This window comes from Cellulomonas hominis (genome assembly GCF_901521055.1).
Classification (GTDB): Bacteria; Actinomycetota; Actinomycetes; order Actinomycetales; family Cellulomonadaceae; genus Cellulomonas; species Cellulomonas endometrii.
In genome coordinates this window covers 1-25,391 of the sequence record NZ_CABEGA010000062.1, presented here as the reverse complement: position 1 = coordinate 25,391, position 25,391 = coordinate 1, and the positions used below count along the sequence as shown (strand labels likewise).

General features: G+C 75.6%; 30 protein-coding genes. 13 read left to right on the top strand and 17 right to left on the bottom strand.

Annotation, left to right across the window (positions count from 1 at the left end; genetic code table 11):
• Nucleotides 1-4: 4 nt before the first annotated feature.
• The gene (locus tag KJP73_RS15395) at nt 5-796 is read right to left on the bottom strand and encodes an SDR family NAD(P)-dependent oxidoreductase (protein ID WP_213283751.1); all 792 of its coding nucleotides are present in this window, start codon (nt 794-796) and stop codon (nt 5-7) included.
• A gap of 120 nt (nt 797-916) precedes the next feature.
• On the opposite strand from KJP73_RS15395, the gene KJP73_RS15390 reads away from it, so the two are divergent.
• On the top strand, nt 917-1,414 hold the full coding sequence (locus KJP73_RS15390) for a MarR family winged helix-turn-helix transcriptional regulator (protein WP_213283750.1): 498 nt from the start codon (nt 917-919) through the stop codon (nt 1,412-1,414).
• A 62-nt stretch (nt 1,415-1,476) separates the two neighbouring features.
• Here KJP73_RS15390 and KJP73_RS15385 read toward each other — a convergent pair whose 3' ends face one another.
• Complete coding sequence (locus KJP73_RS15385; protein ID WP_213283749.1) at nt 1,477-2,586, bottom strand: alkene reductase; 1,110 nt, start codon at nt 2,584-2,586, stop codon at nt 1,477-1,479.
• Nucleotides 2,587-2,705: 119 nt separating this feature from the next.
• Between KJP73_RS15385 and KJP73_RS15380 the strand changes: the two genes are divergently transcribed.
• Both KJP73_RS15380 and KJP73_RS15375 read left to right on the top strand, forming a co-directional pair.
• Nucleotides 2,706-3,170: a MarR family winged helix-turn-helix transcriptional regulator gene (locus tag KJP73_RS15380; protein ID WP_213283748.1), complete on the top strand. Its 465-nt coding sequence runs from the start codon at nt 2,706-2,708 to the stop codon at nt 3,168-3,170.
• Nucleotides 3,171-3,216: 46 nt separating this feature from the next.
• Nucleotides 3,217-3,648, top strand: coding sequence for a YkvA family protein (locus tag KJP73_RS15375; protein ID WP_249669438.1), 432 nt, complete (start codon nt 3,217-3,219; stop codon nt 3,646-3,648).
• A 51-nt stretch (nt 3,649-3,699) separates the two neighbouring features.
• Here the strand turns inward: KJP73_RS15375 and KJP73_RS15370 are convergent, their stop codons facing one another.
• From KJP73_RS15370 to KJP73_RS15360, 3 genes are read right to left on the bottom strand one after another with little or no spacing between them, the layout of a single operon-like run.
• A complete protein-coding gene (locus KJP73_RS15370; protein ID WP_213283747.1) occupies nt 3,700-4,827 on the bottom strand; it encodes a hypothetical protein in 1,128 nt (375 codons plus the stop codon).
• Nucleotides 4,824-5,333, bottom strand: a complete 510-nt coding sequence (locus KJP73_RS15365) for a sigma-70 family RNA polymerase sigma factor (protein ID WP_213283746.1) — start codon at nt 5,331-5,333, stop codon at nt 4,824-4,826. Before KJP73_RS15365 ends, KJP73_RS15370 begins: the two co-directional genes overlap by 4 nt.
• Before the next feature lie 60 nt (nt 5,334-5,393).
• Nucleotides 5,394-6,329 (bottom strand): oxidoreductase, encoded by a 936-nt coding sequence (locus KJP73_RS15360; RefSeq protein ID WP_249669437.1) that lies wholly within the window; start codon nt 6,327-6,329, stop codon nt 5,394-5,396.
• Nucleotides 6,330-6,402: 73 nt separating this feature from the next.
• Between KJP73_RS15360 and KJP73_RS15355 the strand changes: the two genes are divergently transcribed.
• Nucleotides 6,403-6,921: a PadR family transcriptional regulator gene (locus KJP73_RS15355; RefSeq protein ID WP_213283745.1), complete on the top strand. Its 519-nt coding sequence runs from the start codon at nt 6,403-6,405 to the stop codon at nt 6,919-6,921.
• Nucleotides 6,918-8,297 (top strand): DHA2 family efflux MFS transporter permease subunit, encoded by a 1,380-nt coding sequence (locus KJP73_RS15350; RefSeq protein ID WP_213283744.1) that lies wholly within the window; start codon nt 6,918-6,920, stop codon nt 8,295-8,297. The genes KJP73_RS15355 and KJP73_RS15350 overlap by 4 nt, the downstream gene beginning before the upstream one ends.
• A 42-nt stretch (nt 8,298-8,339) precedes the next feature.
• Here the strand turns inward: KJP73_RS15350 and KJP73_RS15345 are convergent, their stop codons facing one another.
• On the bottom strand, nt 8,340-9,014 hold the full coding sequence (locus tag KJP73_RS15345; protein WP_213283743.1) for a TetR/AcrR family transcriptional regulator: 675 nt from the start codon (nt 9,012-9,014) through the stop codon (nt 8,340-8,342).
• 128 nt (nt 9,015-9,142) lie between these two features.
• On the opposite strand from KJP73_RS15345, the gene KJP73_RS15340 reads away from it, so the two are divergent.
• Nucleotides 9,143-10,402: an amidohydrolase family protein gene (locus KJP73_RS15340; protein WP_213283742.1), complete on the top strand. Its 1,260-nt coding sequence runs from the start codon at nt 9,143-9,145 to the stop codon at nt 10,400-10,402.
• 84 nt (nt 10,403-10,486) lie between these two features.
• The gene (locus tag KJP73_RS15335) at nt 10,487-11,962 is read left to right on the top strand and encodes an MFS transporter (protein ID WP_213283741.1); all 1,476 of its coding nucleotides are present in this window, start codon (nt 10,487-10,489) and stop codon (nt 11,960-11,962) included.
• On the opposite strand, the gene arr is transcribed toward KJP73_RS15335, so the two are convergent.
• The 3 genes from arr to KJP73_RS15320 all read right to left on the bottom strand — a co-directional run bounded on the left by arr (nt 11,955) and on the right by KJP73_RS15320 (nt 14,184).
• Nucleotides 11,955-12,365, bottom strand: a complete 411-nt coding sequence (arr, locus tag KJP73_RS15330; RefSeq protein ID WP_213283740.1) for an NAD(+)--rifampin ADP-ribosyltransferase — start codon at nt 12,363-12,365, stop codon at nt 11,955-11,957. The two genes, KJP73_RS15335 and arr, sit on opposite strands and share 8 nt — an antisense overlap.
• 41 nt (nt 12,366-12,406) lie before the next feature.
• Nucleotides 12,407-13,744 (bottom strand): hypothetical protein, encoded by a 1,338-nt coding sequence (locus tag KJP73_RS15325; RefSeq protein WP_213283739.1) that lies wholly within the window; start codon nt 13,742-13,744, stop codon nt 12,407-12,409.
• A gap of 98 nt (nt 13,745-13,842) precedes the next feature.
• Nucleotides 13,843-14,184 (bottom strand): YciI family protein, encoded by a 342-nt coding sequence (locus tag KJP73_RS15320; RefSeq protein WP_213283738.1) that lies wholly within the window; start codon nt 14,182-14,184, stop codon nt 13,843-13,845.
• 165 nt (nt 14,185-14,349) lie between these two features.
• Here KJP73_RS15320 and KJP73_RS15315 point away from each other — a divergent pair, with 165 nt between their 5' ends.
• Together KJP73_RS15315 and KJP73_RS15310 are read left to right on the top strand one after the other, a co-directional pair.
• Nucleotides 14,350-14,784: a VOC family protein gene (locus tag KJP73_RS15315; protein WP_213283737.1), complete on the top strand. Its 435-nt coding sequence runs from the start codon at nt 14,350-14,352 to the stop codon at nt 14,782-14,784.
• Nucleotides 14,785-14,789: 5 nt separating this feature from the next.
• Nucleotides 14,790-15,431 (top strand): winged helix-turn-helix transcriptional regulator, encoded by a 642-nt coding sequence (locus KJP73_RS15310; RefSeq protein ID WP_213283736.1) that lies wholly within the window; start codon nt 14,790-14,792, stop codon nt 15,429-15,431.
• 1 nt (nt 15,432) lies between these two features.
• Here the strand turns inward: KJP73_RS15310 and KJP73_RS15305 are convergent, their stop codons facing one another.
• Nucleotides 15,433-15,603, bottom strand: a complete 171-nt coding sequence (locus KJP73_RS15305) for a DUF1059 domain-containing protein (protein ID WP_213283735.1) — start codon at nt 15,601-15,603, stop codon at nt 15,433-15,435.
• A 60-nt stretch (nt 15,604-15,663) separates the two neighbouring features.
• On the bottom strand, nt 15,664-16,809 hold the full coding sequence (locus KJP73_RS15300; protein WP_213283734.1) for an EAL domain-containing protein: 1,146 nt from the start codon (nt 16,807-16,809) through the stop codon (nt 15,664-15,666).
• A 352-nt stretch (nt 16,810-17,161) separates the two neighbouring features.
• Between KJP73_RS15300 and KJP73_RS15295 the strand changes: the two genes are divergently transcribed.
• Both KJP73_RS15295 and KJP73_RS15290 read left to right on the top strand, forming a co-directional pair.
• Nucleotides 17,162-18,301 carry an ice-binding family protein gene (locus KJP73_RS15295; protein ID WP_213283733.1) on the top strand — a complete coding sequence of 380 codons (1,140 nt, stop codon included), beginning with the start codon at nt 17,162-17,164 and terminating at the stop codon, nt 18,299-18,301.
• Between the two features lie 78 nt (nt 18,302-18,379).
• Nucleotides 18,380-19,162 carry a glycosyltransferase family A protein gene (locus tag KJP73_RS15290; protein ID WP_249669436.1) on the top strand — a complete coding sequence of 261 codons (783 nt, stop codon included), beginning with the start codon at nt 18,380-18,382 and terminating at the stop codon, nt 19,160-19,162.
• A gap of 4 nt (nt 19,163-19,166) precedes the next feature.
• Here the strand turns inward: KJP73_RS15290 and KJP73_RS15285 are convergent, their stop codons facing one another.
• From KJP73_RS15285 to KJP73_RS15260, 6 genes are all read right to left on the bottom strand, one after another.
• Nucleotides 19,167-20,387 carry an RNA polymerase sigma factor gene (locus KJP73_RS15285; RefSeq protein WP_213283828.1) on the bottom strand — a complete coding sequence of 407 codons (1,221 nt, stop codon included), beginning with the start codon at nt 20,385-20,387 and terminating at the stop codon, nt 19,167-19,169.
• 44 nt (nt 20,388-20,431) lie between these two features.
• Entirely contained in the window at nt 20,432-20,842 is a 411-nt protein-coding gene (locus KJP73_RS15280; RefSeq protein ID WP_213283829.1) for a YciI family protein, read from the bottom strand.
• A 94-nt stretch (nt 20,843-20,936) separates the two neighbouring features.
• The gene (locus tag KJP73_RS15275) at nt 20,937-21,596 is read right to left on the bottom strand and encodes an alpha/beta hydrolase (protein WP_213283732.1); all 660 of its coding nucleotides are present in this window, start codon (nt 21,594-21,596) and stop codon (nt 20,937-20,939) included.
• A gap of 4 nt (nt 21,597-21,600) precedes the next feature.
• Complete coding sequence (locus KJP73_RS15270) at nt 21,601-22,335, bottom strand: class I SAM-dependent methyltransferase (RefSeq protein ID WP_213283731.1); 735 nt, start codon at nt 22,333-22,335, stop codon at nt 21,601-21,603.
• Between the two features lie 14 nt (nt 22,336-22,349).
• Entirely contained in the window at nt 22,350-22,685 is a 336-nt protein-coding gene (locus KJP73_RS15265) for a cupin (protein ID WP_213283730.1), read from the bottom strand.
• A gap of 67 nt (nt 22,686-22,752) precedes the next feature.
• Complete coding sequence (locus KJP73_RS15260; protein WP_213283729.1) at nt 22,753-23,955, bottom strand: AI-2E family transporter; 1,203 nt, start codon at nt 23,953-23,955, stop codon at nt 22,753-22,755.
• Nucleotides 23,956-24,105: 150 nt separating this feature from the next.
• On the opposite strand from KJP73_RS15260, the gene KJP73_RS15255 reads away from it, so the two are divergent.
• Together KJP73_RS15255 and KJP73_RS15250 are read left to right on the top strand one after the other, a co-directional pair.
• Nucleotides 24,106-24,270, top strand: coding sequence for a hypothetical protein (locus KJP73_RS15255; RefSeq protein WP_213283728.1), 165 nt, complete (start codon nt 24,106-24,108; stop codon nt 24,268-24,270).
• A gap of 58 nt (nt 24,271-24,328) precedes the next feature.
• Complete coding sequence (locus KJP73_RS15250) at nt 24,329-25,327, top strand: LacI family DNA-binding transcriptional regulator (RefSeq protein ID WP_213283727.1); 999 nt, start codon at nt 24,329-24,331, stop codon at nt 25,325-25,327.
• Nucleotides 25,328-25,391: the final 64 nt, after the last annotated feature.

The window sequence follows — 25,391 nt, the reverse complement described above, 5'->3', positions numbered from 1 at the left end:
GGGTTCAGAGGATCGTCGTGAGGACTCCTCCGTCGGCGCGCAGGGCGGCGCCGTTGGTGGCGGAGGAGACGGGGCTCGCCAGGTAGGTGGCGAGGCTGGCGATCTCGGCCGGCTCGATGAACCGCTGCAGCAGCGAGGTCGCGTTCGAGGCCGCGATCGCGCTCTTCATGTCGTCCACGGGCACGCCCTGCGCGCGGGAGATGTCCTCGACGGCCCGGGCGACGCCGTCGGAGTACGTCGGGCCGCCGAGGATCGTGTTCACGGTGACGCCGGTCCCCCGGGTGAGCTTGGCCAGGCCGTTGCCGAGTGCCAGCGTCCCCGCCTTGGACATCCCGTAGGGCAGCATGTCGGACGGCACGTCCACGCCGGACTCGCTGCTGATGAAGATGATCCTGCCCCAGCCGCGCGCGAGCATGCCCGGGAGCACGTGCCGGGAGAGGCGCACGCCGCTCATGACGTTGACGTCGAAGTACCGCTGCCACTCCTCGTCGGCGACGTCCTCGAACGCGCCGACGCCGAAGACGCCCACGTTGTTGACGAGGACGTCGACCTCCCCCAGCGACCCGAGCAGCCGCCTGACCTGTGCGGGGTCCGCGAAGTCGGCCGCGGCACCGGAGACCGTGGCGCCCGGGACGGCGGCCTCGAGCGAACGCACCGCCGTCTGCACCCGGTCCTGGCTCCGCCCGTTGACGACCACCTCCGCCCCCTCGGCCAGCAGCGCCTCGGCGATCGCGTAGCCGATGCCCTGCGTCGACCCGCTCACGAACGCCCGCTTCCCCACCAGATCCAGATCCACCGCTGCTCTCCCGTTCCCGTCGTCTCACTTGCCCAAGCAAGTGCTGCAGACGAACGTAGCACTTGCTTGGGCAAGTCATCACACCACCATCGGCGGCCGTGTCCGCGTAGGCTGACCGCCATGCCGGACCCCGATGCCCCCACGAGCGCGCCCACGGAGCTCACGGGTGAGGAGCTCGAGACGTGGGCCGCCCTGGCGACGGTCCTGGAGTGGCTGCCGGCTGCGCTGGACGGCCAGCTCCAGCGCGACGCGCAGCTCTCCCACTTCGAGTACGGCGTCCTGTACGCGCTGGCCACGGCGCCCGACCGCACGCTGCGGATGAGCGTCCTGGCGGGATACGCCAACAGCACCCTGTCGCGGCTGTCCCGCGCGGCCACCCGGCTGGAGACCCAGGGCTGGCTGCGCCGCACACCGGACCCGGCCGACGGGCGCTACACCCTGGCCGTCCTCACCGACCTCGGGGCGGAGAAGGTGCGGAGCGCGACGCCCGGCCACGTGGAAGTCGTCCACCGGCTCGTCCTCGACCGCCTCACGGCGCGGCAGGCCCGGCAGCTGCGGGAGATCAGCCAGCGGATCAGCCGGGCCGTCCGGGACGACGGCGGCTGGCGACCGCAGTGACGGCCCCGGGTGCTGCGGCGAGCCACCGCAGCCACCCGGGTCGTGTCTCGAGAGGGGTCTGATCAGACGGTCGCTGCTGATGCCGAGGCCGTCAGGGTCGGGTAGTCGGTGTAGCCGCGGTGGTCGCCGCCGTAGGCCCGGGACATGTCCGGGAGCATCAGGGCCGCGCCGGTCGCCAGCCGGTCGGGGAGGTCGGGATTGGCGATGAACAGCCGGCCGAACGAGATCAGGTCGGCAGCACCCCGCTCGACCAGGTCCAGGCGGCTCGGGTGGTCCAGCGGGTCCGGGGTCGCGGGGTTCAGGATCAGCACCCCGGGCCAGAGGTCGCGCACGACGGGCGTCAGGTCCGGGTCGCCCGCCTCGACCAGGTGCAGGTAGGCGAGCCCGTACCGGCTCAGCTCGCGCACGAGGTGCGTGTACGTCTGCACGTGGTCGGACTCGACGGTGTCCCCCAGGCCGTTGGCCGGGGAGATGCGCAGGCCGGTGCGGTCCGCGCCGACGGCCTCGGTCACCGCGGCGACCACGTCGAGAGTGAAGCGGGCCCGGTTCTCCGGGCTGCCGCCCCACCGGTCGGTGCGCCGGTTGGCGTTCGTGGACAGGAACTGGTGGAGCAGGTAGCCGTTGGCGCCGTGGACCTCGACCCCGTCGAACCCGGCGGCGACCGCGTTGCGGGCCGCGGACGCGAAGTCGGCGGTCGTGGCGGCGATGTCGTCCTCGGTGAGCTCACGAGGAGTGACGTGGTCGTGCAGACCCGTCGGGGTGAAGACCTGCCCGGCCGCCCGCACGGCCGACGGCCCGACGGGCGTCAGCGGCCCGTGGCCGGCCGCCTCGGTGGTGCTCGGGTGCCCCACCCGCCCCGTGTGCATCAGCTGGGCCACGATCGCGCCGCCTGCGGCGTGCACCGCGTCGGTGACGACGCGCCACGCCTCCACCTGCTCGGGCGCGTGCAGGCCGGGCGTGTCCGGGTAGCCCTGCCCGACGGGGCTGGGCTGGATGCCCTCGGTGACGATGAGCCCGGCGCCGGCGCGCTGGGCGTAGTAGGTGGCCATCTCCGCGGTGGCGCGGTTGCCGTACGCGCGGCTGCGCGTCATGGGCGCCATGACGACGCGGTTGCGGAGCTGGAGGCTCCCCGCCGTGATCGGCTGGAAGGCGGTGGTCGGGCGGTCGGTCATCGGAGTGCTCCTTGTCGTGGGACCAGAACACTTAGCCGAACAACTACTGGCGCGGGAAATTCCCTGTTCGAACAACTTCCGGGACCGACCGCGTGGCGGTGAGCACGTACGCTCCTGGAGTGGACGAACCGACGGGCCTCGACGAGCACCCCCTGAGCTACGCCGTGTTTAGGCTGGCGCGGCTCCACAAGGCGCTCGCCGGCCGCCTGCTCCGCGACGCCGGGCTCCGACCCGGGCAGGAGCTCGTGCTCATGACGCTGTGGCGGGACGGGCCGCAGCGTCAGGTCGATCTGGTCCAGACCCTCGACTCCGACGCGCCGACGATGGCGCGGAGCATCGCCCGCCTCGCCAAGGCCGGGCTCGTCCGGCGCGAGCCGTCGCCCACCGACGGCCGCGTCGTGATCGTCCACCCGACGGAGGCCGCCTTCGCGCTCCGTCAGAAGGTCTCGGACGCCTGGGCGACCCTCGAGCGGACCACGGCCGGCGATCTGCCCGGCGACCGCGTCACGGAGATCCTCGCCGCACTCGCCGACCTGGAGGCGAACCTGACCTCCGCGGAGGCCATCGACCGCCCGGCGCCGTGACGCTCCGGGTCGCGGACGACGCGCCCTGACCCCGACACTCGACCCCGTGGACCACGCACTGGTGACCTGGACGCTGGCCGTCGCCGGCGGCGTCCTGCTCCTGTGGCTCGCGCTGGTCGTCGCCCTGTGGGTCGGGCGCCCCGAGGAGGGCGCGGCGCGTGAGGCGCTGCGGCTGCTGCCCGACGTGCTGCGGCTGGTCCGCCGGCTCGCCGGGGACCCCTCGCTCCCCCGCGGCGTCCGCGTCCGGCTGTGGCTGCTGATGGCGTACCTCGCCCTGCCGTTCGACCTGGTGCCGGACGTCATCCCGGTGATCGGCTTCGCGGACGACGCGGTGGTCGTCGCGCTGGTGCTGCGCGCGGTGGTCCGGCGCTCGGGCGCGGGGGCGCTGGAGCGGCACTGGCCGGGCAGCGCCGACGGCTTGGCCGCGGTGCGCCGGCTCGCCCGCCTGCCGGCCCCCGGGGCGCAGGCGCCCTCCTGACCACCGCGGGCACGGTCGTCAGGAGGGCCGCGCGGGCTCCGCCGGCGCCGATCAGCTCACGCCCGGCAGCACCGGCAGTCCCGCGAACCGCGGGTCCGTGACGTCCGCGGGCACCGTGCGGCGGGCGAGGTCCGCGAGCTCCTCGACCGGCAGCGCGCCCGACACCGTGTAGCGGACACCGTCGGCCTGCCAGCTCAGCCACCCGCCCACGTCGGAGTCGGGGTCGCCCCAGGGGCTGAACACGGCCCGGTGACCGCCGACGTCGACCAGCACGGTCTCCTGCGCCCAGTAGCTCACCGCGACCTCCGGCGGTGCGGTCGCGAGCTGTGCCTGCAGCTCCACCCCGCCACCGCGGGGCGGCTCCGCCGTGCCGTCGGAGCTCTCGACGGACGCCGTCTCGCCGTAGGTGACCCACCAGGTGCGCGTGGTGCGGTCGGCGGGTCCGTCCGGGACGGGGACCCATTCGTAGGCGGCGGGTGCGGACGCGGCGTCGACGTGGACGCCGTCGACGGCGAGCCCGTCGACGACGGCGACCAGGTCGTCGGCGGTCATCCCGCTGCCGTTGACGAGCCACCGGACCCCGGCCTCGTCGACCCAGGTCATGAGGATGCCGGCGCCGAGGTCACGCAGCCGCCCGTCGACGCCTCGGACGCTGACGTCCGTGACCCCGTCGGTGCCGGCGGGGAACGGGTCCGCCACGTCGGCGTACACGGCGATCCCCCGCAGCGGGTCGGTGTCGAGCAGCACCGCGACGGGCATGGCGTCCGGGCAGTCCATGGTCTGGCCGTGCACGCCGACGCTCGCGAGCGGCCACGGGGCGTCCCCGAGCAGGGTCGCCGCGCGGGTGACGCGGCTGTCGGCAGCCCACTCGTCGGGGTCGGCCCACTCGGCGTAGCCGGAGCCGCAGCCGGTGGCCGCGTCGGAGGCGCGAGCGGGTGCGACGCCCAGCGCCAGGGCGACGGCCGGCGCGCCGGGCACTCCGGGCGTCTGTCCGCCCAGCTGCGGCACGACGACGCCGCCGACCGTCAGCACGGCGGCGAGGCCGACCGTCCCCACGGTCAGGCGCGTGCGTCGGCGGGCCGTCCGCAGGGCCCGGGCACGGCGCTGCACCGCCGCGAGGTCGGGGACGGGGCTGGCCGTCTCGAGGTCGGCGAGCCGGGACAGGGGGTCGGTGCTCATCGGGCGAGCTCCTCACGGGTGGGGCCCAGCGCGGCGGCGAGCCGCCGGCGGGCGTCGGACAGGGTGGACGCGACGGTGCCGCGGGAGATGTTCATGGCGTCGGCGACCTGCGGCTCGGTCAGGTCGGCGACGTAGCGCAGCGCGACCGCGGTGCGCGTGCGGGGCGGGAGCGCGGCGACCGCGCGCCAGAGCGCGTCGTCGGGCGGGGCGGGTGGTGGGACGCGCTCGTCCCGCAGCCGCGCGACGTAGCGGCGCTCGAGCGGCGCGCGACGCCACGTGCGGCGGACCTCGTTCAGCGCCACCGTGTACACCCACGACGCGGGGCGGTCCATGCGGCTCACGGCGTCCCAGGCGTTGAGCGCGCGGGCGAACGCCTCGGCGGCGGCCTCCTCGGCGAGCCCCGGGTCGCCCACGGCGAGCGTGAGGGTGCGGCAGGTGCGCGGCAGCTCGGTGGCGTACCAGGCCGCGAAGTCGGGCGGCGGCTCGTCCCGCCGTGTCGGTCTCATGCCTCTACAAGTCGTGGGCCCGCTGAAACGTTGGGTCGGCGCCGCGGAGCGTCGTCGTCCTCAGCCCGGCCCGTCGCTCGTGGCGGCGAGCAGCGGCACCAGGACGTCGCTGATCGGCGTCGGGATGCCGAGCTCCCTGCCGCGTCGCTGGACGACGCCGTTGCGGATGTCCCACTCGAGCGGTCGCCCGTTCTCGCGGTCGGCGAGGATCGAGGTCCCCCGGTCGGCCGGGGACGCTCGGAACGCGTCAAGGATCCGCCGGGGTTCGTCGTCCCCCAGGTGTGCGCCCTCCGCCCGCGCGACCGCGAGGCACTCGGCGAGGTAGGCGAGGGTCAGACCGCCCATGTCCTCGCGGCGGAACACGCCCGAACGCCGGCCGGTGATCGCCATGAGCCCGGCCGCCGCGTTCTGCAGGAGCTTCCGCCACGCCATCGTCGGGAAGTCGGCGGCGACCTCCACCGCGCAGCGGGTCCCGTCCAGCGCAGCGCCGATCGTCGCGGACCCGGGGGCGTCCGGCACGGTGAGGCGCGGGTCGGCCAGGAGGCGGACGGCGCCGCCGGGCTCGCGGACCGCAGGGAACCAGACCACGGCCGGCACGACGACGCCTCCGCGGACGAGCGGCGTCACGGTGTCGACCTGCTCCACGCCGTTCTGCAGCACGCAGACGACAGTCCCCGGACCGCACAGCGCCGCGAGCCAGGGCGTGGCGGACGCCGTCTGCGTCGCCTTGACCGCGAGGAAGACGACGTCGACCGGCTCGCGAACGCCGTCCGGGTCGGTGCGGACCGGTCCGGGCACGACCACGTCCCCCTGCTCGGACTCGAGCCGGAGCTCGCGCGCCGGCGTGCGGCCGGCGACCAGCGGGGTCCGGCCTCGCTCGTGCAGGGCGGCGGCGATGGTGGTGCCGATCGCGCCGGGTCCGATCACCGCGAACCGCGGCTGCCGGCCGGCGGGGTGGAGCGAGGTCCCGTCCATGTCCCCGACCAGGTGCGTCACGCCCGCGAGCCTACCGACGTCCGTTCGGGGGACATCCGGGTCCGTCCAGTTCGACCTAGGTTACGGTGGACGAATGACGGTGGAGATCTACGCACTCAGCGTGCTGCGGGGCGGGCCGGTCCACGGCTACGAGCTCAAGAACCGGATCCGGCGCCCCTCGATCGCGCCGGTCAACAACAACGCGCTGTACCCCGCGCTGCGGCGGCTGGAGCGCGACGGCGCGGTGACCAAGGCCGTGGAGCAGCAGGAGGGCCGCCCGCCGCGCAACGTCTACACGATCACGGAGTCCGGCCGGGCGCTGCTGATCGACCTGGTGTCGACGCTCCCCCGCGAGCTCGCGGACGACGACGAGGAGTTCCTGCTCCGCGTCAGCTTCTTCGACGAGCTGCCGGTCCCGGCACGGCTCGACGTCCTCGGCGTGCGACGCGAGGTCGTCGAGCAGGCGCTCGCCCAGGTGCAGGGACTGCTCGCCGGGCCGGCGCCGGGACCTGCCCGGCCGTGGCGCCGCCGCGCGCAGGAGCAGCTCGTCGACCGCCTGGAGCAGGAGCTGCGGTGGCTCGACGCCCTGCGCTCCGAGGCGGAGCGGCCGTGACCGTCGCCGGCGAGGACGCACGCACCACCGGCACGACGCTCGGCACGGTCGCGCGCTACGGGCTGCTCGTCGGGCCCGCGCTGAGCATGCTCGACTCGAGCATCGTCAACGTCGCGGTGCCGGACATCGCGCACGACCTGGCGGTCGGGCTCGACACCGTCCAGTGGGTCGTGTCCGGCTACCTGCTGTCGCTCGCGGTGGGCCTCGCGCTCACGGCGTACGCCTCGCGCCGGTTCGGCACGATGCGGGTCTACCTGGTGAGCATGGCGTGCTTCGTCGTCGTGTCGGCGGTGTGCGCCCTCGCCCCGACGATCGAGCTGCTCGTCACCGCCCGGGTCGTCCAGGGCTTCGTCGGTGCTCCCCTGGTGCCGCTCGCCCTCAGCATCCTGCTCGGCAAGGACGGCGTCGGTGGCGGCACGGTCCCCGTGTCGGCGGCCGTCGTGCTGTTCCTGGCCCCGGCGCTCGGGCCCTCGCTCGGCGGTCTCCTGATCGGCGCCGGCGGGTGGCGGTGGGTGTTCCTGGTCAACGTGCCGGTGGGTGCCGTCGGGCTGCTGCTCGCCCTGCGGCTGCGCGACGTCGGTGAGCGCTCCCGCAGCGGCACGCGGTTCGACCCGGCGGGGTTCGTCCTGCTCTCCGGCGGCCTGGTCGCGGTGCTTCTCGGCGCCACCCGCGGCGCGGCGGACGGGTGGGGCCGGGCGCAGCCCCTCACCCTGCTCGCCGTCGGCGTCCTCCTGCTCGCGGCCTACGTCCGGTGGGCGGTGCGCCGGGAGTCCCCCGCCGTGCGGCTCGACGTCGTCCGCGGCGGCCAGTCCGTCCTCGCCCTGGCGCTCCAGGTCCTCGCGTCGGTCATCGCCTTCGGCACCGTGTTCCTCATGCCCGTGTTCACCCAGCAGGTGCAGGGCCACTCGGCGCTGGCGACCGGGGTCGCCCTGCTCCCCCAGGGCGTCGTCATGGGGCTGGGGACCGCGCTGGGCCAGCGCATCTCGGAGCACCTGCCGCTGCGCACCCTCGTGACGCTCGGGTTCGCGGTGCTGGCCGCGTCGAGCGGGGTCATGCTGCTGCTCACGCAGGACACGCCGCTGTGGGCCACCGCGATCATGCTCTGCGGCCGCGCTCTCGCCGCGGGGTTCGTCACGACGCCGCTGCTCAGCGCGTTCCTCGCACCGCTCCAGGAGCGCGAGCTCGCCGACGGCAACACCCTGTACAACATCGTCCAGCGGCTCGGTGGTGCGGTCGGGGTGAGCGTGCTCGGCTCGATCGCCGCGGCGGGCGGCGACGGGTCGGCCGCGCTCGCCGCGTTCCACGAGGTGGGCGTCGTGCTCGTCGGGCTCGCCGTCGCGGCGGGCGTCCTCGCCCGGGCGCTGTCGCGAGGCTGACCAGCCGGCACGGCAGGGACCGTACGCGCGGCCGCCGTCGTCCTAGCCGTCGGAGGGCGTCGCCAGGATGCCGTTGACCAGCGTCTGCAGGCGCCAGCGCCGGCGCTCGTCGGGGGTGCCCGACAGCAGGTGCTGCGCCTGGGCGTGCACGCGCGGGTGCTGCTCGGGCGAGGCGTGGGTGAGCAGGACACCGAGCCGGTCCCACTCCCGGGCCGCCTGCCGGTCGTCCGGGCCGGCGGCGTGCTCGGCGGCCATCGCCGTCGCGTTGTGCAGCAGCAGGTCGACCCCCCACGCCGCCTGCGCGGCGGGGACGTCGCCCTCCTCCAGCAGGGCGAGCAGCGTCTCCACCAGGTCCAGGTAGTGCGGGCCGTTGGGCCGGGTCACCATCGCCGACCGGGCCAGCGCGGGTCGCGCCTGGAGCACGTCGGTGTAGCTCCCGACGACGGCGTCGAGCCGCTCCCGCCACCCCCGCGCGCCCGCCGCCCGGAGGTCGACCTCGGCCAGGAGCCGGTCGAGGACCGCCGCGTGCAGCTCCGCCGTGTTCGCCACGTAGACGTAGAGCGACGCCGCTCCCGTGTCCAGCTCCGTCGCCAGGCGCCGCATCGTGACGCGCTCCAGGCCCTCCTGCTCCATCAGCCGGACGGCGGCGTCGACGATCCCCTCCCTGGTGAGCGCCGGTTTGGCCGGTCGCTCGCGGCGGCTCCGAGGTGCAGGCATGGCGGTCAATCTACGGGCGGCGACCGGCCGGGCGCGACCACGACCGGCGTGCCGAACTTGTTCGTGACGAACATGTTCGTTAACGTCGCACCCACCCGCGACGCACCCCCGAGCTCCAGGAGAGCCGCATGAGCACGCACCTCACGAACGTCCGCATCTTCGACGGCGAGGTCGTCCTGCCCGCCAGGAGCCTGACCGTCGACGGCACGACCATCACCGCCGTCGGCGGTGAGCCCGACCCCGGCGCACGGGTCGTCGACGCCGGGGGTGGCACGGTCCTGCCCGGCCTGTTCGACGCGCACGTGCACACCAACCGGGACAGCCTCGCCCTCGCGCTGCGGTTCGGGGTGACGACCCAGCTCGAGATGCAGGGCACCCACACCCGCCCGAACCGCGCCGGCATCGAGGAGGACGACACCGTCGCCGACGTGCGCTCGTCCGGGTTCGCCCTCACTCCCCCGGGCGGCCACCCGTCCGAGCTGTTCCCCGACGGCTTCCGCCCGGGCCCCCCGCCCGGCGCGGGCGCGGCGGGGGCGGCCGGGGACCAGGCGCCCCCGGTGATGCCGTTCGTCACGACCCCCGAGGAGGCGGTCGCGTTCGTCCCGCGGCTCGTCGCGTCCGGCTCCGACTACATCAAGTTCATGGTCGACGACGGCACGGTCGAGGGGCACCCGGGCCTGCCCGCCCTCGACCGCCCGACCCTCGAGGCGGGGGTCGCCGCCGCCCGGCGCGCGGGCATGCTCACGGTCGCGCACGCCCTCACCGTGGACGCCACCCGGATGGCGGTCGAGGCCGGGATCGGCGGCCTGGTCCACCTGTTCATGGACCGCCCGCACACGCCCGAGATCATCGACCTGATCGCGGCGTCCGGCGCGTTCGTCGTCCCGTGCGTCGTGCTGGACGCGTCCATGATGGGCGTCACGGGTGCCGAGCTCGCCGCCGACCCCCGGGTGTCGGAGCGGCTCGGCGACGCCTGGCTGCGGACGCTCCGCTCGAGCTTCGACCGCTACCCGCAGGGGCGCCTGGACGACGTGCTCGCCTCAGTCAAGGCGCTGCACGACGCCGGGGTCGACCTGCTGGTCGGCACCGACGCCTCGGTCCCGCTGCCGTTCATGGGCGGACTCGCCCACGGGGCCAGCGTCCACCACGAGCTGCAGTACCTGGTGCGTGCGGGTCTGACCCCGGTCGAGGCGCTGCGTGCCGCCACCAGCACCCCCGCACGGCGGTTCGGCCTCGCCGACCGCGGGCGCATCGCACCCGGCAAGCGCGCGGACCTGCTGCTCGTCGACGGGGACCCGACCACGACGATCGGCGACAGCCTCGGCATCCGGGCGGTCTGGCGCCGCGGGCACCTGCTGGGCGACGGGGGTACGCTCGCGGTCGTCTGAAGGAAAAACGCCGTCCCGTACGGGTCGGCGCGCGCACGCGGTCTCGGGTGAGTCGCCACTTCTTCCTCGAAGGAGTGCACCCCGATGTCCGCACAGCAGCACCCGCGCGTCGCCGCGACGGCCACCCCCGATCGACCCCCGAGGAACCTGCGCGAGGCGTGGGTCGCCCTGCTCGGCCTGTCGGCCGTGTTCCTGGTCGAGATGCTCGACAACTCGATCCTGAACGTCGCGCTGCCGACCATCGGCCGCGACCTGCACGCCTCCGCCGCGTCGTTGCAGCTGGTCACCGGCGCCTACGCGGTGGTCTTCGGCGGCCTGATGCTCACCATCAGCGCCCTCGCGGACCGTGTCGGACGGCGTCGGGTCATGCTGACCGGGCTGGTCCTGCTCGCGGTGGCCAGTCTGGCCGCCGCGCTCGTCACGACGACCGGGCAGCTGGTCGCGGTCCGCGCCGGCATGGGGGTGGCCGCGGCCATGACCACGCCCGGCTCGCTGGCCCTCGCGTTCCGCCTGTTCGACGAGGACGCGCTGCGGGTCCGCGCGACGACCGTCATCTCCACCGTGGGGCTGGTGGGCCTCGGGCTCGGTCCCGCTGCCGGCGGCCTCGCGCTCGCGTTCGCCCCGTGGCAGGTCCTGCTGCTCGTGAACGCACCGGTCGCGGCTCTGGCGTTCGCCTGCATCCGCCGCGGTGTCGCCGCCGACGACCCGGCCGAGCTGCACCGCGCGCCCGTCGACGTCCCCGGTGGGCTCCTCGGCACCGCGGCGATCGTCCTCACGCTCGTGGCGCCGACGCTCTTCGTCGAGACGCACGTCCCGGCGTGGCTGCCCTGGGCGGCCACCGCCGGCGCCGTCGGCGCGGGTCTCGCGTTCGTGGGGCGCGAGCGCTCGGCGCGGCACCCGCTGATCGACCTGCCGCTGATCGCGCGCCCCCTGGTGTCGTCCGGGCTCGCGTTCAAGGCCGCCACGGGCCTCGCGACGGCCGGCCTGGGCTACCTGGTCACGTTGCAGCTGCAGCTCGCGTGGGGCTGGACGCCGGCGCAGGCCGCCCTCGGCACGCTGCCGCAGGTGCTGGTGCTGATCGGCGGCGGCTTCCTCGTCCGTCCGGTCATGGAGCGGCTCGGCCTGGAGCGGGCGGCCTCGGTCAGCGCCGTGACCGTCGTCCTCGGCCTGGCCGTCTACGCCGGGCTCGGGACGGCCGGCTACGGCTGGGTGGCGGTCTCCCTCGTCCTCGTGGCCGCGGGCATGCGGGTCAACGGGGTCGTGGCCGGAACGAACGTCATGCGGGGCCTGCCGGCGGACCGGACGACGATCGGCGCCGCGCTGGTCGACACCGCGGTCCAGGTGACCACCGCGGCCGGCATCGCCGTCAGCGGGACCGTCCTGGCCACGCTCATGACGGGCGACGTCTCCACCGCGGCCTGGACGCGAGCGCAGGCCGGGCAGTTCGACCGCGTCGTCCCGGTCGCCGGCGGGGTGCTCGCTGCACTCGCCGGCGCGCTGGTGGTGTGCGGCCTCGTGCGCAGCCGCAGCGGCCGGGGTGCCCGAGGCGCGGTCAGTTGATGATCTCGCCGCGCTCGTCGTCCCGGAGCGCGCTCAGGCGCCGCCGCCACGTCGCCAGCGCCTCGGGCGTCAGGCGGGTCCAGTCCGTGACCTCGCCGACCACCCGCAGCGGTGCGCTGCTGCGGTAGGAGCGGGTGGGGTTGCCGGGGAACTTCTTGTCGGTGACGTTCGGGTCGTCCTCGAACGGCCCGGTCGGCTCGACCACGTACACCCGGGGTGCGCCGTCGCCGGCGGCGAGCTCCGCGGCGAGCCCGGCGCCGTCGGAGATCGCCGTGAAGTACACGTGGTTCATCACGACCTCGGGGCGGTAGTTCGACCGGAAGCCCGCCGTGAGCAGGTCACCGGTCCGCAGGTCGGCCTTCGTGCCGTGGAAGAAGGGCCCGTCGTCCAGCGCTCGGCTCATCCGGACAGCGTAGGGCGGCCGCACGGGACGAGGCACCGGCCTCAGCCGACGGCGCCCAGGGCGGCCAGCGCGTCCCGGTCCACCGGCGCGCCGGTCACGGCGGCGTCGACGACGGCCAGCGTCGCGGCCGCGGCCGTCGCGGGGCCGGCACCCGCCCGCGCGCCCAGCACCCGCGGCACCGGCGCCAGCACCAGGGAGGCGTCGGTGAAGCCGAGGTGGGCGACGCCGTCGACGGTGACGCGGGTCGCGCCCGCTGCCACCAGGGCGTCCGTGGCCCGCGCGTACTCGGGCATCGGGCCGGCGTCGCCCGCGACCAGCACGACCGCGGGGATCCCCCGGTCGACGGCCGGTGACCGGGGCATGCCGTCGATGTCCACGACGCCGTCGACCCGCGGGTCCGTGCTCGCGAGCAGCAGCGCGGCGGCGCCCCCGGCCGAGTGCCCGGTGGCGACGACGTGCTCGAGGTCCGCGCCGGCGAGCGCGGGCGTCCCGGGCTGCGCCGCGGCCAGCGCGTCGAGCACCGCCGCGAGGTCCGCCGCACGGGTCCGCGCCCACTCCTGCGCGAGGCGTGCGTCGGTCTCCGCGTCCCCCGTCGCGACGAGCGCGCTCCTCGCGACGACGCCGTCGGCCGTCGTGACGGCGGCGGCGTCGAAGGGGTGGTCGACCGCGACGACGACGGTGCCGTGGCTCGCGACCTCGGCCGCCCAGGACGACGCCAGCCACCGGCTGCTGGTCAGCCCGGGCGAGAACAGCACGACGGGGAACGCGCCGTCGCGCGCGGCGGCGTCGGGGGTCGCGTGCCCGCGGGCGTCCCGCAGCTCGGCCAGCACCCAGGCGGGCAGGCCGTACTGGTCGGCGAGCCCGCCGACCGTGGTCGCGGCGTCGTCGGCGAGCAGGGGCCCGCCCGGGCCGGCCTCCGCCGGGTACCAGACCGTCACGGGGAGGGAGCGCGACGTGCCGTCCGGGGCGCCGCCGTGCGCGCTGCGCGCCGGGTCGGTGAACACCGCGGTCGAGACGCCGACGGCGGAGGTCCCGGTCGGCGCGGGGACGACCGCGGGCGGCAGCGCCCAGGCGGCGAGCGCGACCACGACGGTCGCCGCCACGGCACCGGCGGTCGCGAGGCCGCGCGGCAGGCGTCCCGGCGCGCGCCGGCGGGACCAGGTGGCCAGCGCGGCGACGACCCCGCCGACGGCCGTGAGTGCGAGGACCTGCCACCGGAGCCCCTCCAGCGCGTACGCCGTCACGGTCAGCGCGAGCGCCGCGGCGCCGGCCCCGAGCAGCAGAGCCCGGGGCCGGCCGCGGCGGGCGATCCCCGTGATCGCGACGGCCACCAGGCCCGCCGCCAGTGCGAGGTCGATCCACCGCGTGAGCTGCTCCATGGTGACGATCGTCCGTGCCCGGTGCACGACCGCGCGTCCCCCCGGGGGCGCGGCCCACGTCCGCCCACGGCATGAGGGGCGTGGTCGTCCCTGCGCCCTCAGGCGTCGTCGTCGTCCATGAGCTGGCGGACCTCCTGCGCGCACCGGCACGCCTCGGCGATCCGAGCGGCCCAGCGCAGCGCCTCGTCCCGCGTGGCGACGTCGACGACGGAGAACCCGCCGATGACGGCCTTGCGTTCGGGGTGCTCGCCGGTGGTCACCGACCCGTCGGTGCCGACGATGCTGGCCGCCCCGCCGACCACGCCGGCGCCGAACACCCACACGCCCGCCCGCCGGGCGTCGTCGACGACCCGGTGGCTGACGTCGGACGCGACGGCCAGCTCCTGCGGGGTCAGGGCCGCCATCGCGCCCTCGTCGAACGAGATCAGGTACTGCGTCATCGCCGCCTCCTCGTCGTCTCCGTGGCGCCGCGGTGCCGGCGGCCGCGGCCCCACTCTGGCACGCGCTCCCGCGCGCGCGCCGCGATCCGGGCGGGGTCTTGACGTCGCACTTGTTTTTCGCAAGTGTGGGGCCGTCAGCACGTCGACCGTTCGAGGGAGAGCACGATGACCGCCATGTTCGTCAACCTGCCGGTGACCGACCTGGACCGCGCCAAGGCGTTCTACGAGGGCGTCGGGTTCACCATCAACCCGCTCTTCACGGACCACAACGCGGCGTGCGTCGTCGTGGAGGACGACCACAGCTACTTCATGCTCGTGACCCGGGACTTTTTCCAGACGTTCAGCGACCGGCCGGTCGGCGACCCGGCGACCACGGTGTCGGTGGCCACGGCGATCTTCCTGGACAGCCGCGAGGCGGTGGACGCCACGGTGGCCGACGGGATCGCGGCGGGCGGCACCGAGGAGCGCCCCGCCTCCGACTACGGCTTCATGTACCAGCGCCAGCTGACCGACCCGGACGGCAACGTCCTGGAGTTCGGCTGGATGGACCCTGTCGCCGCCGCCAACGGCCCCGAGGCCGTGACGAGCCAGCAGGCCTGACTCCGGTGGCAGCGCGCGACTACGGGCAGTACTGCGGGGTGACGCGCGGCCTCGAGCTCGTCGGCGAGCGCTGGGCCCTGCTCATCGTCCGCGACCTGCTCGTGGGACCGCGCCGCTACGGGGAGCTCGCCGCGGGGCTCCCCCGCATCCCCAGCAACGTCCTGGCGGCGCGGCTGAAGGAGCTGCAGGAGGCCGGGGTCATCCGGCGGGCGCCGCGCTCCCGGGTGATCGTCTACGAGCTGACGCCGTACGGGCGCGAGCTCGAGCCGGTGGTGCACGCGCTCGGGGCGTGGGGATTCAAGGCGATGGGCGAGCCGCGCGAGGGGCAGGTGATCACGCCCGACTCGATGACCGTCGCCCTGCGCACCGCGTTCCGGCCGCAGGTGGCGGCGGACCTGCCCCCGACCGCGTACGCGGCGCACCTCGGCCCCGCGGAGCTGCTGATCCGGGTGGACGGACCCGCGCTCGACGTGACGCCCGGGACCGGGCCCGCGGACCTCGTGTTCGCCGCGGGCCCGGGGATCCGCCGGGTCATCTCGGGCGAGCTGCCCCCGGACCGGGCCATCGCCACGAGCGTGGTCGAGGTGCTGGGCGGGCGCGGGGAGCTCCTGGACCGGTTCGCCCGGACGTTCCACCTGGCGGCCTAGGTCAGGCGGCGACCATCGCCGCGCGCACCTGGACCACCAGCTCGGCAGGCACCTCGACCAGGCCGTGGTCGTGCCGGGCGTGCTCGGCCACCTCGGCGAGGATCTGGTCCTCGGTGCCGGTGAACGCGCGGGCGCACCCGGGGACGACGTCGCCGCAGCGGAAGGCCTTCATGTGGTGTCCTCTTCTCGGTCTCGTGCCCCGACGGGGCTGCCGTACGGTCCATCGGCAGCGTCAGGTCCCGGATGAGTCGCAGACGGCCAGCAGCAGGGCGTCGACCGGGACGGTCCCGACGACGGCCCCGTTCGCGTCGGTGCACACCAGCGGGTCCCACCGGCACCGCTCGTCCCGGAGCATCGCCCGGCGGGCCACGTCGACCACGGACGCGCTCGGCGCGACGGTCATCGCCGGGGCCCACCGGCCGGATGTACCGCGGACCTCCAGCACCATCCCGTTCCCGGCCAGCAGCACGTCGCACTGCGCGCGGTCCCGGCCGGCGCGCGCCGGTCGCACGACGCTCGCGACGTTGCCCGTCAACGAGGCGCGCGACGCCGTGGCACGGATGTGCGCCGCGTCCTCGGCCGGCAGGGCGGCGAGCATGTGCGGCGCGGGGCGTCCCAGGGCCCACCCCTGACCCAGCGGCACACCGAGCCCGATCAGGGCGTCCAGCTCGCCGCGGGTCTCGATGCCCTCCGCGAGGACCCACGCGTCCATCCGGCCGACCAGGTCGCCGAACACCTGGACGAGCGCCCGCTTCACCGGGTCGGCGTCGACACCCGACACGAGCGCGCGGTCGAGCTTGACGATGTCCGGCCGCAGCTCCAGGAGCAGCTGCAGGCCGGCGTAGCCGGTGCCGGCGTCGTCCATCGCGACCAGCGCGCCCGCGGCGCGGGCACGGTCCAGCACCGCCATCGCGCGCCCCTCGCCGTCCACCTGCGTGTGCTCGGTGAGCTCGAGGACGACGCGCGACAGGTCCGCGTGCCGGAGCAGCTCCCCCGCGACCAGGTCGTCGGCCAGCAGGTGCGGGTCCACGTTCACGGTCAGGAACGTGTTCGGCGGCAGGTCGTCCCGCGCCGCGACGGCCTTCTGGAGCACCCGCGCCTGCAGCGGCGGGTTCAGCCCCCACCGCTCCGCGGCCGCGAACCAGACGTCCGGTGCGGCGCGCCAGGGGCCGTCGAACCGCGACAGCAGCTCGTACCCGGTGACGAAGCCCGTGGCCAGCTCGACGATCGGCTGGGCGTGCAGCGCGTGCCGCGCCGGGTCGCGCAGGACGTCCTGCAGCACCGACCGCCAGGCCGGGTCGTCCACCGGCGGCGCGTCCCTGTCGGCGTCCGTGACGGCCCCCTCGGTGTGCGTCGGCGCCGGGCGGTTCCCGGGCACGGCCTCCTCCCCATCGTCCGCGCCGGCGACCGGATGAGACGCAGCCGGTGTGGCAAACGGGTCTCGCCCCCGCAGCACCCGGGAACGCGCGTACTGTCCGTCCCAGGCCGTCGACGCGCCATCACCGTCGACGTGGGAACTCCCGCACCTGGGGATGCACGCGTGTCCGACACGGCGCCGTCCGGGAACCCCCGCGGTGAGGTCGCGGGACCAGCTCCTCGAGAGGCTTCCCATGTCGGATCGTGCCGCACGTCCTACCCCGCTCGCGCTGCTGCGCACCGGACGCCCGAGGTCGCGCCACGGGGCGTCGGGCGCTCTGGGAGCCGCCGCGCTCGTGGCGTGCCTGGTGGCGGTGGCCGCACCGGCTGGGGCGGCCTCGTACGAGGACGCGGTCGGCCTGGGCACGGCCGGCGCCTACTCGGTGCTCGCCGGGTCGACCGTGACCAATACGGGCCCCTCGGTGCTGAGCGGCGAGCTCGGGGTGAGTCCCGGCAACGCGATCACCGGGTTCCCGCCCGGTACGGCCGGTGGCGCGATCCACGCGGGCGACGCCGCCGCCGCGTCGGCGCAGTCCTCGCTCACGACGGCCTACCTCGACGCGGAGGGGCGGGCACCGACGGGCACGAGCCTCGGTTCGGCGGTGGCCGGAGGCACCTACCTCGCCGGCGTGTACAACGCGACCAGCAGCCTCGGCGTGAGCGGCGCGGTGACCCTCGACGGCGAGGGCGACCCGAACGCGGTGTTCGTCTTCCAGGTGGGCGCGTCGATGACGACGGCGTCGAGCACCAGCATCGTGCTGACCGGGAACGCCCAGGCGTGCAACGTCTTCTGGCAGGTGGGTGCCTCGGCGACGCTCGGGAGCAGCACAGCGTTCGCGGGCACGGTGATGGCACTGACGTCCATCACGCTCGACACGGGCACGACGGTCGCGGGCCGCGTACTGGCGCGCAACGGCGCCGTGACGCTGGACGACAACGTGTTCACGGACCCGTCCTGCGTGTCCACGCCGACCACGACCACCGTGACGGCGTCCCCCGCCACCGCCGGCGGGAGCACCACGGTGACCGCGACGGTCTCGGCGGTCGGCGCGGCCACGCCGACCGGCACGGTGACGTTCACGGCGGACGGCGTCGCCGTCGGCACCGCGACCATCGGCCCGGACGGCGTCGCCACGCTGTCCCTGCCGGTCGGTACCGCGACCGACGTGACCCTGGTCGCCGACTACAGCGGCTTCGGCAGCTACGCGCCCTCGTCCTCCGCCCCCACGGTCCTCGTCGTGACGCCCGCGGCCGCGCCCGCGGTGCCCGTCGCCGCGCCGGTTCCTGCGGCCGCCACCGCGGACGACGCCGCGGCTCCGGGCACCGCCCTGGCGGAGTCCGGACCCGCGCAGACGTGGGCGCTCGTCGGGGCGGCCGCCGTGCTGGTCCTCGGTGGCCTGTGCCTCACCCGCGCTGCCGCGTCCCGGCGACCGGTGGCGGCCACGCACCGGTAGTGCGGCCGCCGCAGGAAGTGGCTCACGCGGGGCAGCGGGCGCGGTTGCGGGGCCGGCGGCCGCGTGAGGGGATGAGCCGTGCCCGACCGAACGCTCCCCCGCGACCCCGCGCCGCTGCGGATCACCGTGGTGGTGCCGGCGCTCGACGAGGCGCAGCGGCTGCCCCGGTGCCTCGCCTCCCTCGCGGCGCAGACCCGGCCGCCGGACGAGGTCGTCGTCGTGGACAACGGCAGCGCGGACGCGACCGCGGACCTCGCGGCGGCGGCGGGGGCCCGCGTCGTCCACGAGCCCCGGCGCGGCATCTGGCCCGCCGCGGCCACCGGGTACGACGCCGCGACGGGTGACGTGATCGCCCGGGTGGACGCCGACAGCGTGCTGCCGCCGGGCTGGCTGGCGCGCGTCGACGAGCTGCTGCGGGACGACCCGTCGACCGGCGCCGTCACGGGGCCGGGGCGGTTCCGCGGCATGCGGCTCGTCCCCCGGCACCTGGCGCACCTGCTGTACATGCAGACGTACTTCCGCCTGGGCGCGCTGGCGGTGGGCGGCACGCCGGTGTTCGGCTCGGCGTTCGCGATGCGGGCATCGGCGTGGCGCGCGGCGCGGTCCTCGGTGCACCGCGACCACGACGTGCACGACGACCTCGACCTGAGCTTCCACCTCGAGCCGGGGTCCGTGCGCTACGACGACGCGCTGGCGGTGTCGATCTCGGCGCGGCCGTTCCGCTCCCCCGCGGGCCTGGTGCTGCGGCTGGCCCGCGGCTGGCGGTCGGTGGTGCTGCACTGGCCGCAGCAGGCGCCGTGGGTCCCGGTCCGCGAGCGCGTGCGGGCGCGCCTCGCGCGCGTCGTGGGCCGCGCCGGCTGACGCGTCAGCCCAGGGCGGCGATCTTCTGCTCCAGCAGGCGCCGCTCGGTGGCGTTCCCGCACAGGGCGACGGCGTCCCGGAGCGCCTCGCGGGCCTCACCGGTCCGGCCGAGCCGCCGCAGCAGCTCCCCGCGCACGCTCGGCAGCAGGTGCGACCCGCCCAGCGCCCCGCCGCGCGCCAGCTCGTCGACGATCGGCAGCGCCGCGGAGGGCCCGCGGGCCATGGACACGGCGACGGCGCGGTTCAGGTCGACCACCGGTGAGGGTGCCAGTCGTCCGAGCGCCTCGTAGAGCACGACGACCCGGTCCCAGTCGGTGGCCCCGACCGACGGCGCGACGGCGTGGCACTCGGCGATGGCGGCCTGCAGACCGTAGGCGCCGAGCCCGCGCCCGGTCCGCCCGGCCGCGGCCAGCGCGGCGCGGCCCCGCCGGATCGCCGAGCGGTCCCACCGCCGCCGGTCCTGGTCCTCCAGGAGCACGGGCGCGCCGTCGGGTCCCGTCCGGGCGCCGAACCGCGCAGAGGTGAGCTCCAGCAGCGCGAGCAGGCCGAGCACCTCGGGCTCCGCGGGCTGCAGCTGCGCGAGCACCCGCGCCAGCCGCACGGCCTCGCCGGCGAGGTCCTGCCGGATCCAGTGGTCGCCGGACGTGGCGGTCGAGCCCTCCGTGAAGATCACGTAGACCACGCTGAGGACCGAGCCGAGGCGCTCCCGGCGGTCCTCGGGCGGCGGGACCGCGAACGGCACCTGCGCCGCCGACAGCGTCTTCTTCGCGCGCGTGATCCGCGCCTGGGCGGTCGCGGTCGGCACGAGCAGCGCCCGCGCGATCTCGTCGCTGCCGAGCCCCCCGACCACGCGCAGCGTCAGCGCGACCTGCGACTCGCGCGACAGCAGCGGGTGGCAGGCGACGAACATCAGGGCGAGGACGTCGTCGTCGACGCGGTCGGGGTCCCAGAGCAGGTCCGCGTCGCCCGTCGCCGCCCGCGCCTCCTCCTCGCCGAGGTCCCGGGCGACCGCGGCGTACCGGTGGTCGAGGGCCGCCCCGCGCCGGTACGTGTCCACCGCCCGCCGGCGCCCCACCGTCACCAGCCAGCCGGCCGGGTTGCGGGGCGCGCCCTCGCGCGGCCACTGCACGAGCGCCTCGGCGAGGGCCTCCTGCGCCAGGTCCTCCGCGAGGGAGAAGTCGCCGGTGGACCGGGCCAGGGTCGCGACGATGCGCGCGGAGTGCATCCGCCACACCGCCTCGACCGCGGCCCGGCCCGTGCCGGCCGGGGTCACAGCTGGCCGGTCGCCTCGCGCCACGCCCGCTCCCGCTGGACGAACTCGTTGTCCTGCGGGAACTCGTCGATCGACGCGATCCGCCGGATCTCGGCCTTCATCCCGGGCCCGCCCATCGGCGCCCGCTTCGCCCACTCGACGGCCTCCTCCTGCGACGCGACGTCGAGGATCCAGTAGCCGCCGAACAGCTCCTTCGCCTCCCCGTACGGGCCGTCGGTGACGATCGGGGGGGTGCTGGAGTAGTCGACGACGACGCCCTTGTCGGCGTCGTCGAGCCCCTCCGCGGCGACGAGCACGCCCGAGGAGATCAGCTCGTCGTTGAAGGCGCCCATCGTGTTCAGCACCTCGGTGAAGTCGACGTCCTGCATCGCGGCGTACGACTCCTCGGTGGCCCGCATGATCAGCATGTACTTCACGGTCGTTCCTCCTGGTTCCGGGGGTCCCCTCCGGACCCTCTCACCCCGGTGTCGAACGGGGGAACCTCCGGATCGACATCGGGCGTCAGCCGGGTGCCGCCAGGAACTCGCCGACGTCGGCGAGCTCGGTCGCGTCCATCGTGTGCGCCAGGCCGGGGTACCGGCGGACCGTGGCGCGGGTGCACCGGTCGGCCCACGCCAGGAGCCGCGCGGTGTCCCGGGGCGGGATGACGTCGTCGCGGTCGCCGTGGCAGCAGAGCACGGGCGGCCGCACCGCGGCGACGGCGGCGTCCCGGGCGTCCCGCACCGGAGCGAGGAACGCCGACAGCGTCACGACGGAGCGGTACCGGGCCGGGTCCGCGCGCAGCAGCTGGACCGCCACCGCACCGCCCTGGGAGAAGCCGACCAGCCCGACGGAGGACCACCCGCGCTGCTCGGTGAGCCAGCTCGCGACCCTCCGCGCCGACGTCGCGAACGCCCGGGGGTCGTACCGGTCGACGGGCGCCCACGCGTGCCTGTCCCGCACCGCCAGCCGGCCCGCGAGCGACACGCCCACGGCGCCGGGCGGCAGCACGTCGAACACCGGCACCATGTCCTGCGGGACCCCGCCCGCCCCGTGCAGCAGCACGACGAGGTGCCGCCCGCCGGGGTCGGCCGCCGCGTCCGTGTCGGACCACACCGCGCCCGGCCACACCGCGCCGGGTCGCGCCGCGCCGGGCCGCGCCGCCCCGGCGTCCGCTCCCACGGCCCTACTCCGCCGGGCGCCGGGCGAGCACCACGTGCTCGAGGCCCGGCCGGTCCGGCGCGTCGCGGACGTCGACGGTCCGCAGCCCGGCCGCGGCCAGCGTGTCCCGGACCTCGTCGAGCGAGCGGAACCGCAGGGTCGACGTGGACGCGACCTCGGCGCCGTCGGCCGCGAACCGGTACGTGGACCGGAACGAGACGAGCGGCAGCGCCACCTCGGTCACGTCGAGCTCCTGCTCCACGCGCCCGACCCCCGGGACGTCGACCACCTCGACGCGCCCGGCCGCCGCGGCCCAGCCCTCCCACGCGCGGCGCTCCGGACGCCGCGTCTCCAGGACGAGGTGCCCGTCCGGTGCCAGTGCGTCGTGCACGCCGCGCAGCGTCGCGAGCCAGTCGTCGTCGGTGAGGAAGACCTGCGCGACGTTGCCGGTCATCGTCGCCAGGTCGGCCTGCAGCGGCGGCAGCGCCGTCGCGTCGCCGTGCAGCCAGGTCACCGCGGACGCCCCGGGCTTGCCGCGCGCGACGTCCAGCGACGCGGCGGCCGGGTCGACGCCCGTCACCTCCAGCCCGTCCGCGGCGAGCAGCAGCGCGAGCGTCCCGGTGCCGCAGCCGACGTCGAGCACGGTCCGCGCGCCGAGCTCCCGCGCGACGGCCCGGTACAGCGCCAGGTCGGACCGGTCGGCGTCGAACGCGTCGTAGACGGCGGCCAGGCGCGGGTGGGCGAACAGGGCGTCGGGCACCGCGGACGTCCGGGTCAGCCGTGCGACGGCTCGTCGACGTTCGTCACGGTGGTCAGCAGCAGGACGGCGTCGCTGAGCGCCTCCACCCCGTGCCGGTCGTGGGTGAGGGTCACCAGGTACCCGGCCGGCAGGGTGTCGACGCGCTCCCCCGTGCTCACGCCCACCGTGCCGCGCAGCACCTGGATGCTCCCGGCCGGCGGCGAGTTGTGCTCCGCGAGGCGGGTGCCGGTGGTCAGGGCGATCACCGTCTGACGCAGCGGGCCGTCGTGCACCACGATCTGGGCGCTGCGTCCGTGGGCGTCCTGGTGCGCGAGGGCGAGCTGGTCGTGGGCGAGCTGCTGGATGTCCATGCCGGTCCTTCCGTCGTCGTCGGCGGGCGTCCCCATCGTGCCGCACGCGTGCGGGTCGGTGGGCCGGTCAGCGGCCCTCTGCGGTCTCGGGTCTCTTCTGCCGCGCGGGCCGCGCCGGTTCGTCCTCCCCGTTCCACACCTGCACGGCGCCCCACATCGACGCGGCGATCGGCACCGCCAGCACCGCGCCCGTGATGCCCGCCAGCACCGTCCCGACGGTCAGGGCGACCAGGATGACCAGCGGGTGCAGCCGGAGCGAGCGCCCCATGACGAGCGGCTGGAGCAGGTCGCCCTCGAGCTGGTTCACCACCACGACGATCGCGACCACGATCAGCGCGTCGACCCAGCCGTTGGCCACCAGGGTGACCAGCGCGGCCAGGATGCCCGCCAGCGTGGCGCCGACCAGCGGGATAAACGCCAGCAGGAACACCAGGACGGCCAGCGGGATCGCGAGCGGCACGTCCACGATGACGAGGCCGATCCCGATGCCGATCGCGTCGACCGCGGCGACGATCGCCGTCCCGCGGACGTAGCCGCCGAGCGTGCTGACCGTGCGGGACCCGACGCGCTTGCCGCGCGCGTAGCTCTCGCCCTCGAACGGGCGCAGCAGGAACTCCCAGATCTTCGGGCCGTCCTTCAGGAAGAAGAACAGCACGATGATCATGAGGAAGAAGCCGGTGACGAAGTTCGCCGTGGCCGAGAACCCGGCAGCCGCGCTCGCACCGAAGCTGCTCGACGTGAGGAAGTCCGTCACGCTCTCCCGGGCGCCGGCGATCTGCTCCTCGTCCACCTGGAACGGCAGCGCGGTGAGCGAGTCCTGCAGCTGCGCGAACCCCTCGATCGCCTGGTCGGCGAGCTCGTCCCACTGGTCGATGACGGCGCGGACGACGAGCGTCAGCACGCCCGCCAGCACGGCGACGATCAGGACGAGCGCCACCCAGGTCGCCAGGAGCGAGGGGAACCGGTGCCGGCGCAGCCACGACACCAGCGGGTGGATCGCGGCCGCCAGCACCAGCGCGATCAGCACCGGGATCACCACGAGGGTCAGGCGGGTGATCGCGAAGGTGGCGATCGCCACCACCGCCAGCAGCGCCAGGATCTGCACCGAGCGGGTGCCGATCCGCCCGAAGCTGTCCGCCCACAGCGAGCCGCTGGTCCGGGCGCCGGGCCGCGTGCCCGACGCAGTCGTGACCTCCCCCGGCGGGACGGCGCCCGTCCGGGCGGCCGCGTCCGGCAGCCGCTCGCCCGCTCGTCGTCGTGCCCCGCGCATGCCTCGCCCGCTCTCTGCCGCACCGTGCCTGGACTCGGACGCTACGGTCAGGGCGGCACCTCCGCGACCTGGGAGTCCACCTTTCGGTGGACGCGGATCTCCGCCGCGGGGCCGACGACGGGGCGCGGTCCCCGGCGGCACAGTGGTGGCATGGCGCACGACACGGCACACCGGCTCCCCGACACCCGGGCACGCGAGCGCGCCGCGCTGCTCGCCCGGCGCCGGCGGGCGCGGACCCGGCTGCCGCTGGACGTGGCGCTGCGGCTCGCGATGGACCCGGCCATGGACCCGCGCCGGGGCCGCGCCGCCCGCTGAGCGCCACGCCGGGTCAGTATCGTTATCGATAACGTTTTCGGCGCGCTACGATCTCGGCATGGGGCAGCGAGTGACCATCTCGGACGTCGCGCGGACCGCCGGCGTCTCCGTCGCGACCGTGTCGAAGGTGCTCAACGGGCGGTACGGCGTCGCGCAGGCCACGTCGTCCCGCGTCATGGAGGTCATCGACGACCTCGGGTACGAGTCGAGCCTCGTCGCGCGCAGCCTCCGCTCGCACCGCACGCACGTCATCGGGATCCTCGTCGCGGAGTTCGAGCCGTTCTCCGCCGAGATCCTCAAGGGCGCGGCGAGCGCGCTGGCCGACACCGGCTACGAGCTGCTCGCCTACACCGGCGGGCTCCAGGGCCGCGGCGCGGGCTGGGAGCGGCGGTACCTCTCCCGGCTCAGCGGCACGCTCATCGACGGTGCGGTCCTGGTGACGCCCACCGTCGTCGAGGCGGACGCCGGCGTGCCCGTGGTCGCGATCGACCCGCACACCGGCCCCACCGGGCTCCCGACCGTCGACTCCGACAACCTCACGGGCGCCGTGCTCGGCACCGAGCACCTGCTCGCGCTCGGCCACCGGCGCATCGGGTTCCTGGGCGGGCGTTCCGACCTGGAGTCGTCGCGGCTGCGCGAGCAGGGCTTCCGGCAGGCGATGGCGGCGGCCGGCGTCCCGGTCGACGAGGCCCTGGTCCGCGCCGGCGACTACCGCAAGGAGTCGACCCGCGAGCCGGCGCGCGAGCTGCTGTCCCGCGCGGACCGGCCGACTGCCGTGTTCGCCGCGAACGACCTCTCGGCCATCGCCACCATCGAGGTCGCCCGGGACCTGGGCCTGTCCGTGCCCGAGGACCTGTCGGTGATCGGGTTCGACGACATCCCGGAGTCCGCCCAGACGGACCCGCCGCTGACCACCGTGCACCAGCCGATCCAGCAGATGGGCGCCGCGGCGATCGAGATGCTCACCGCGTTGCTCGACGGCACCACGGTGGACGAGCCGCACGTCCGGCTCCCCACGTCCCTGGTGCAGCGGCGCACCACCGCCGCGCCGCGCTGAGCCGGCCCCGCCGCACCGCTGACCCGACCGCCGGCCGACCGCTCGCCGACGCCGACGTGTCCGT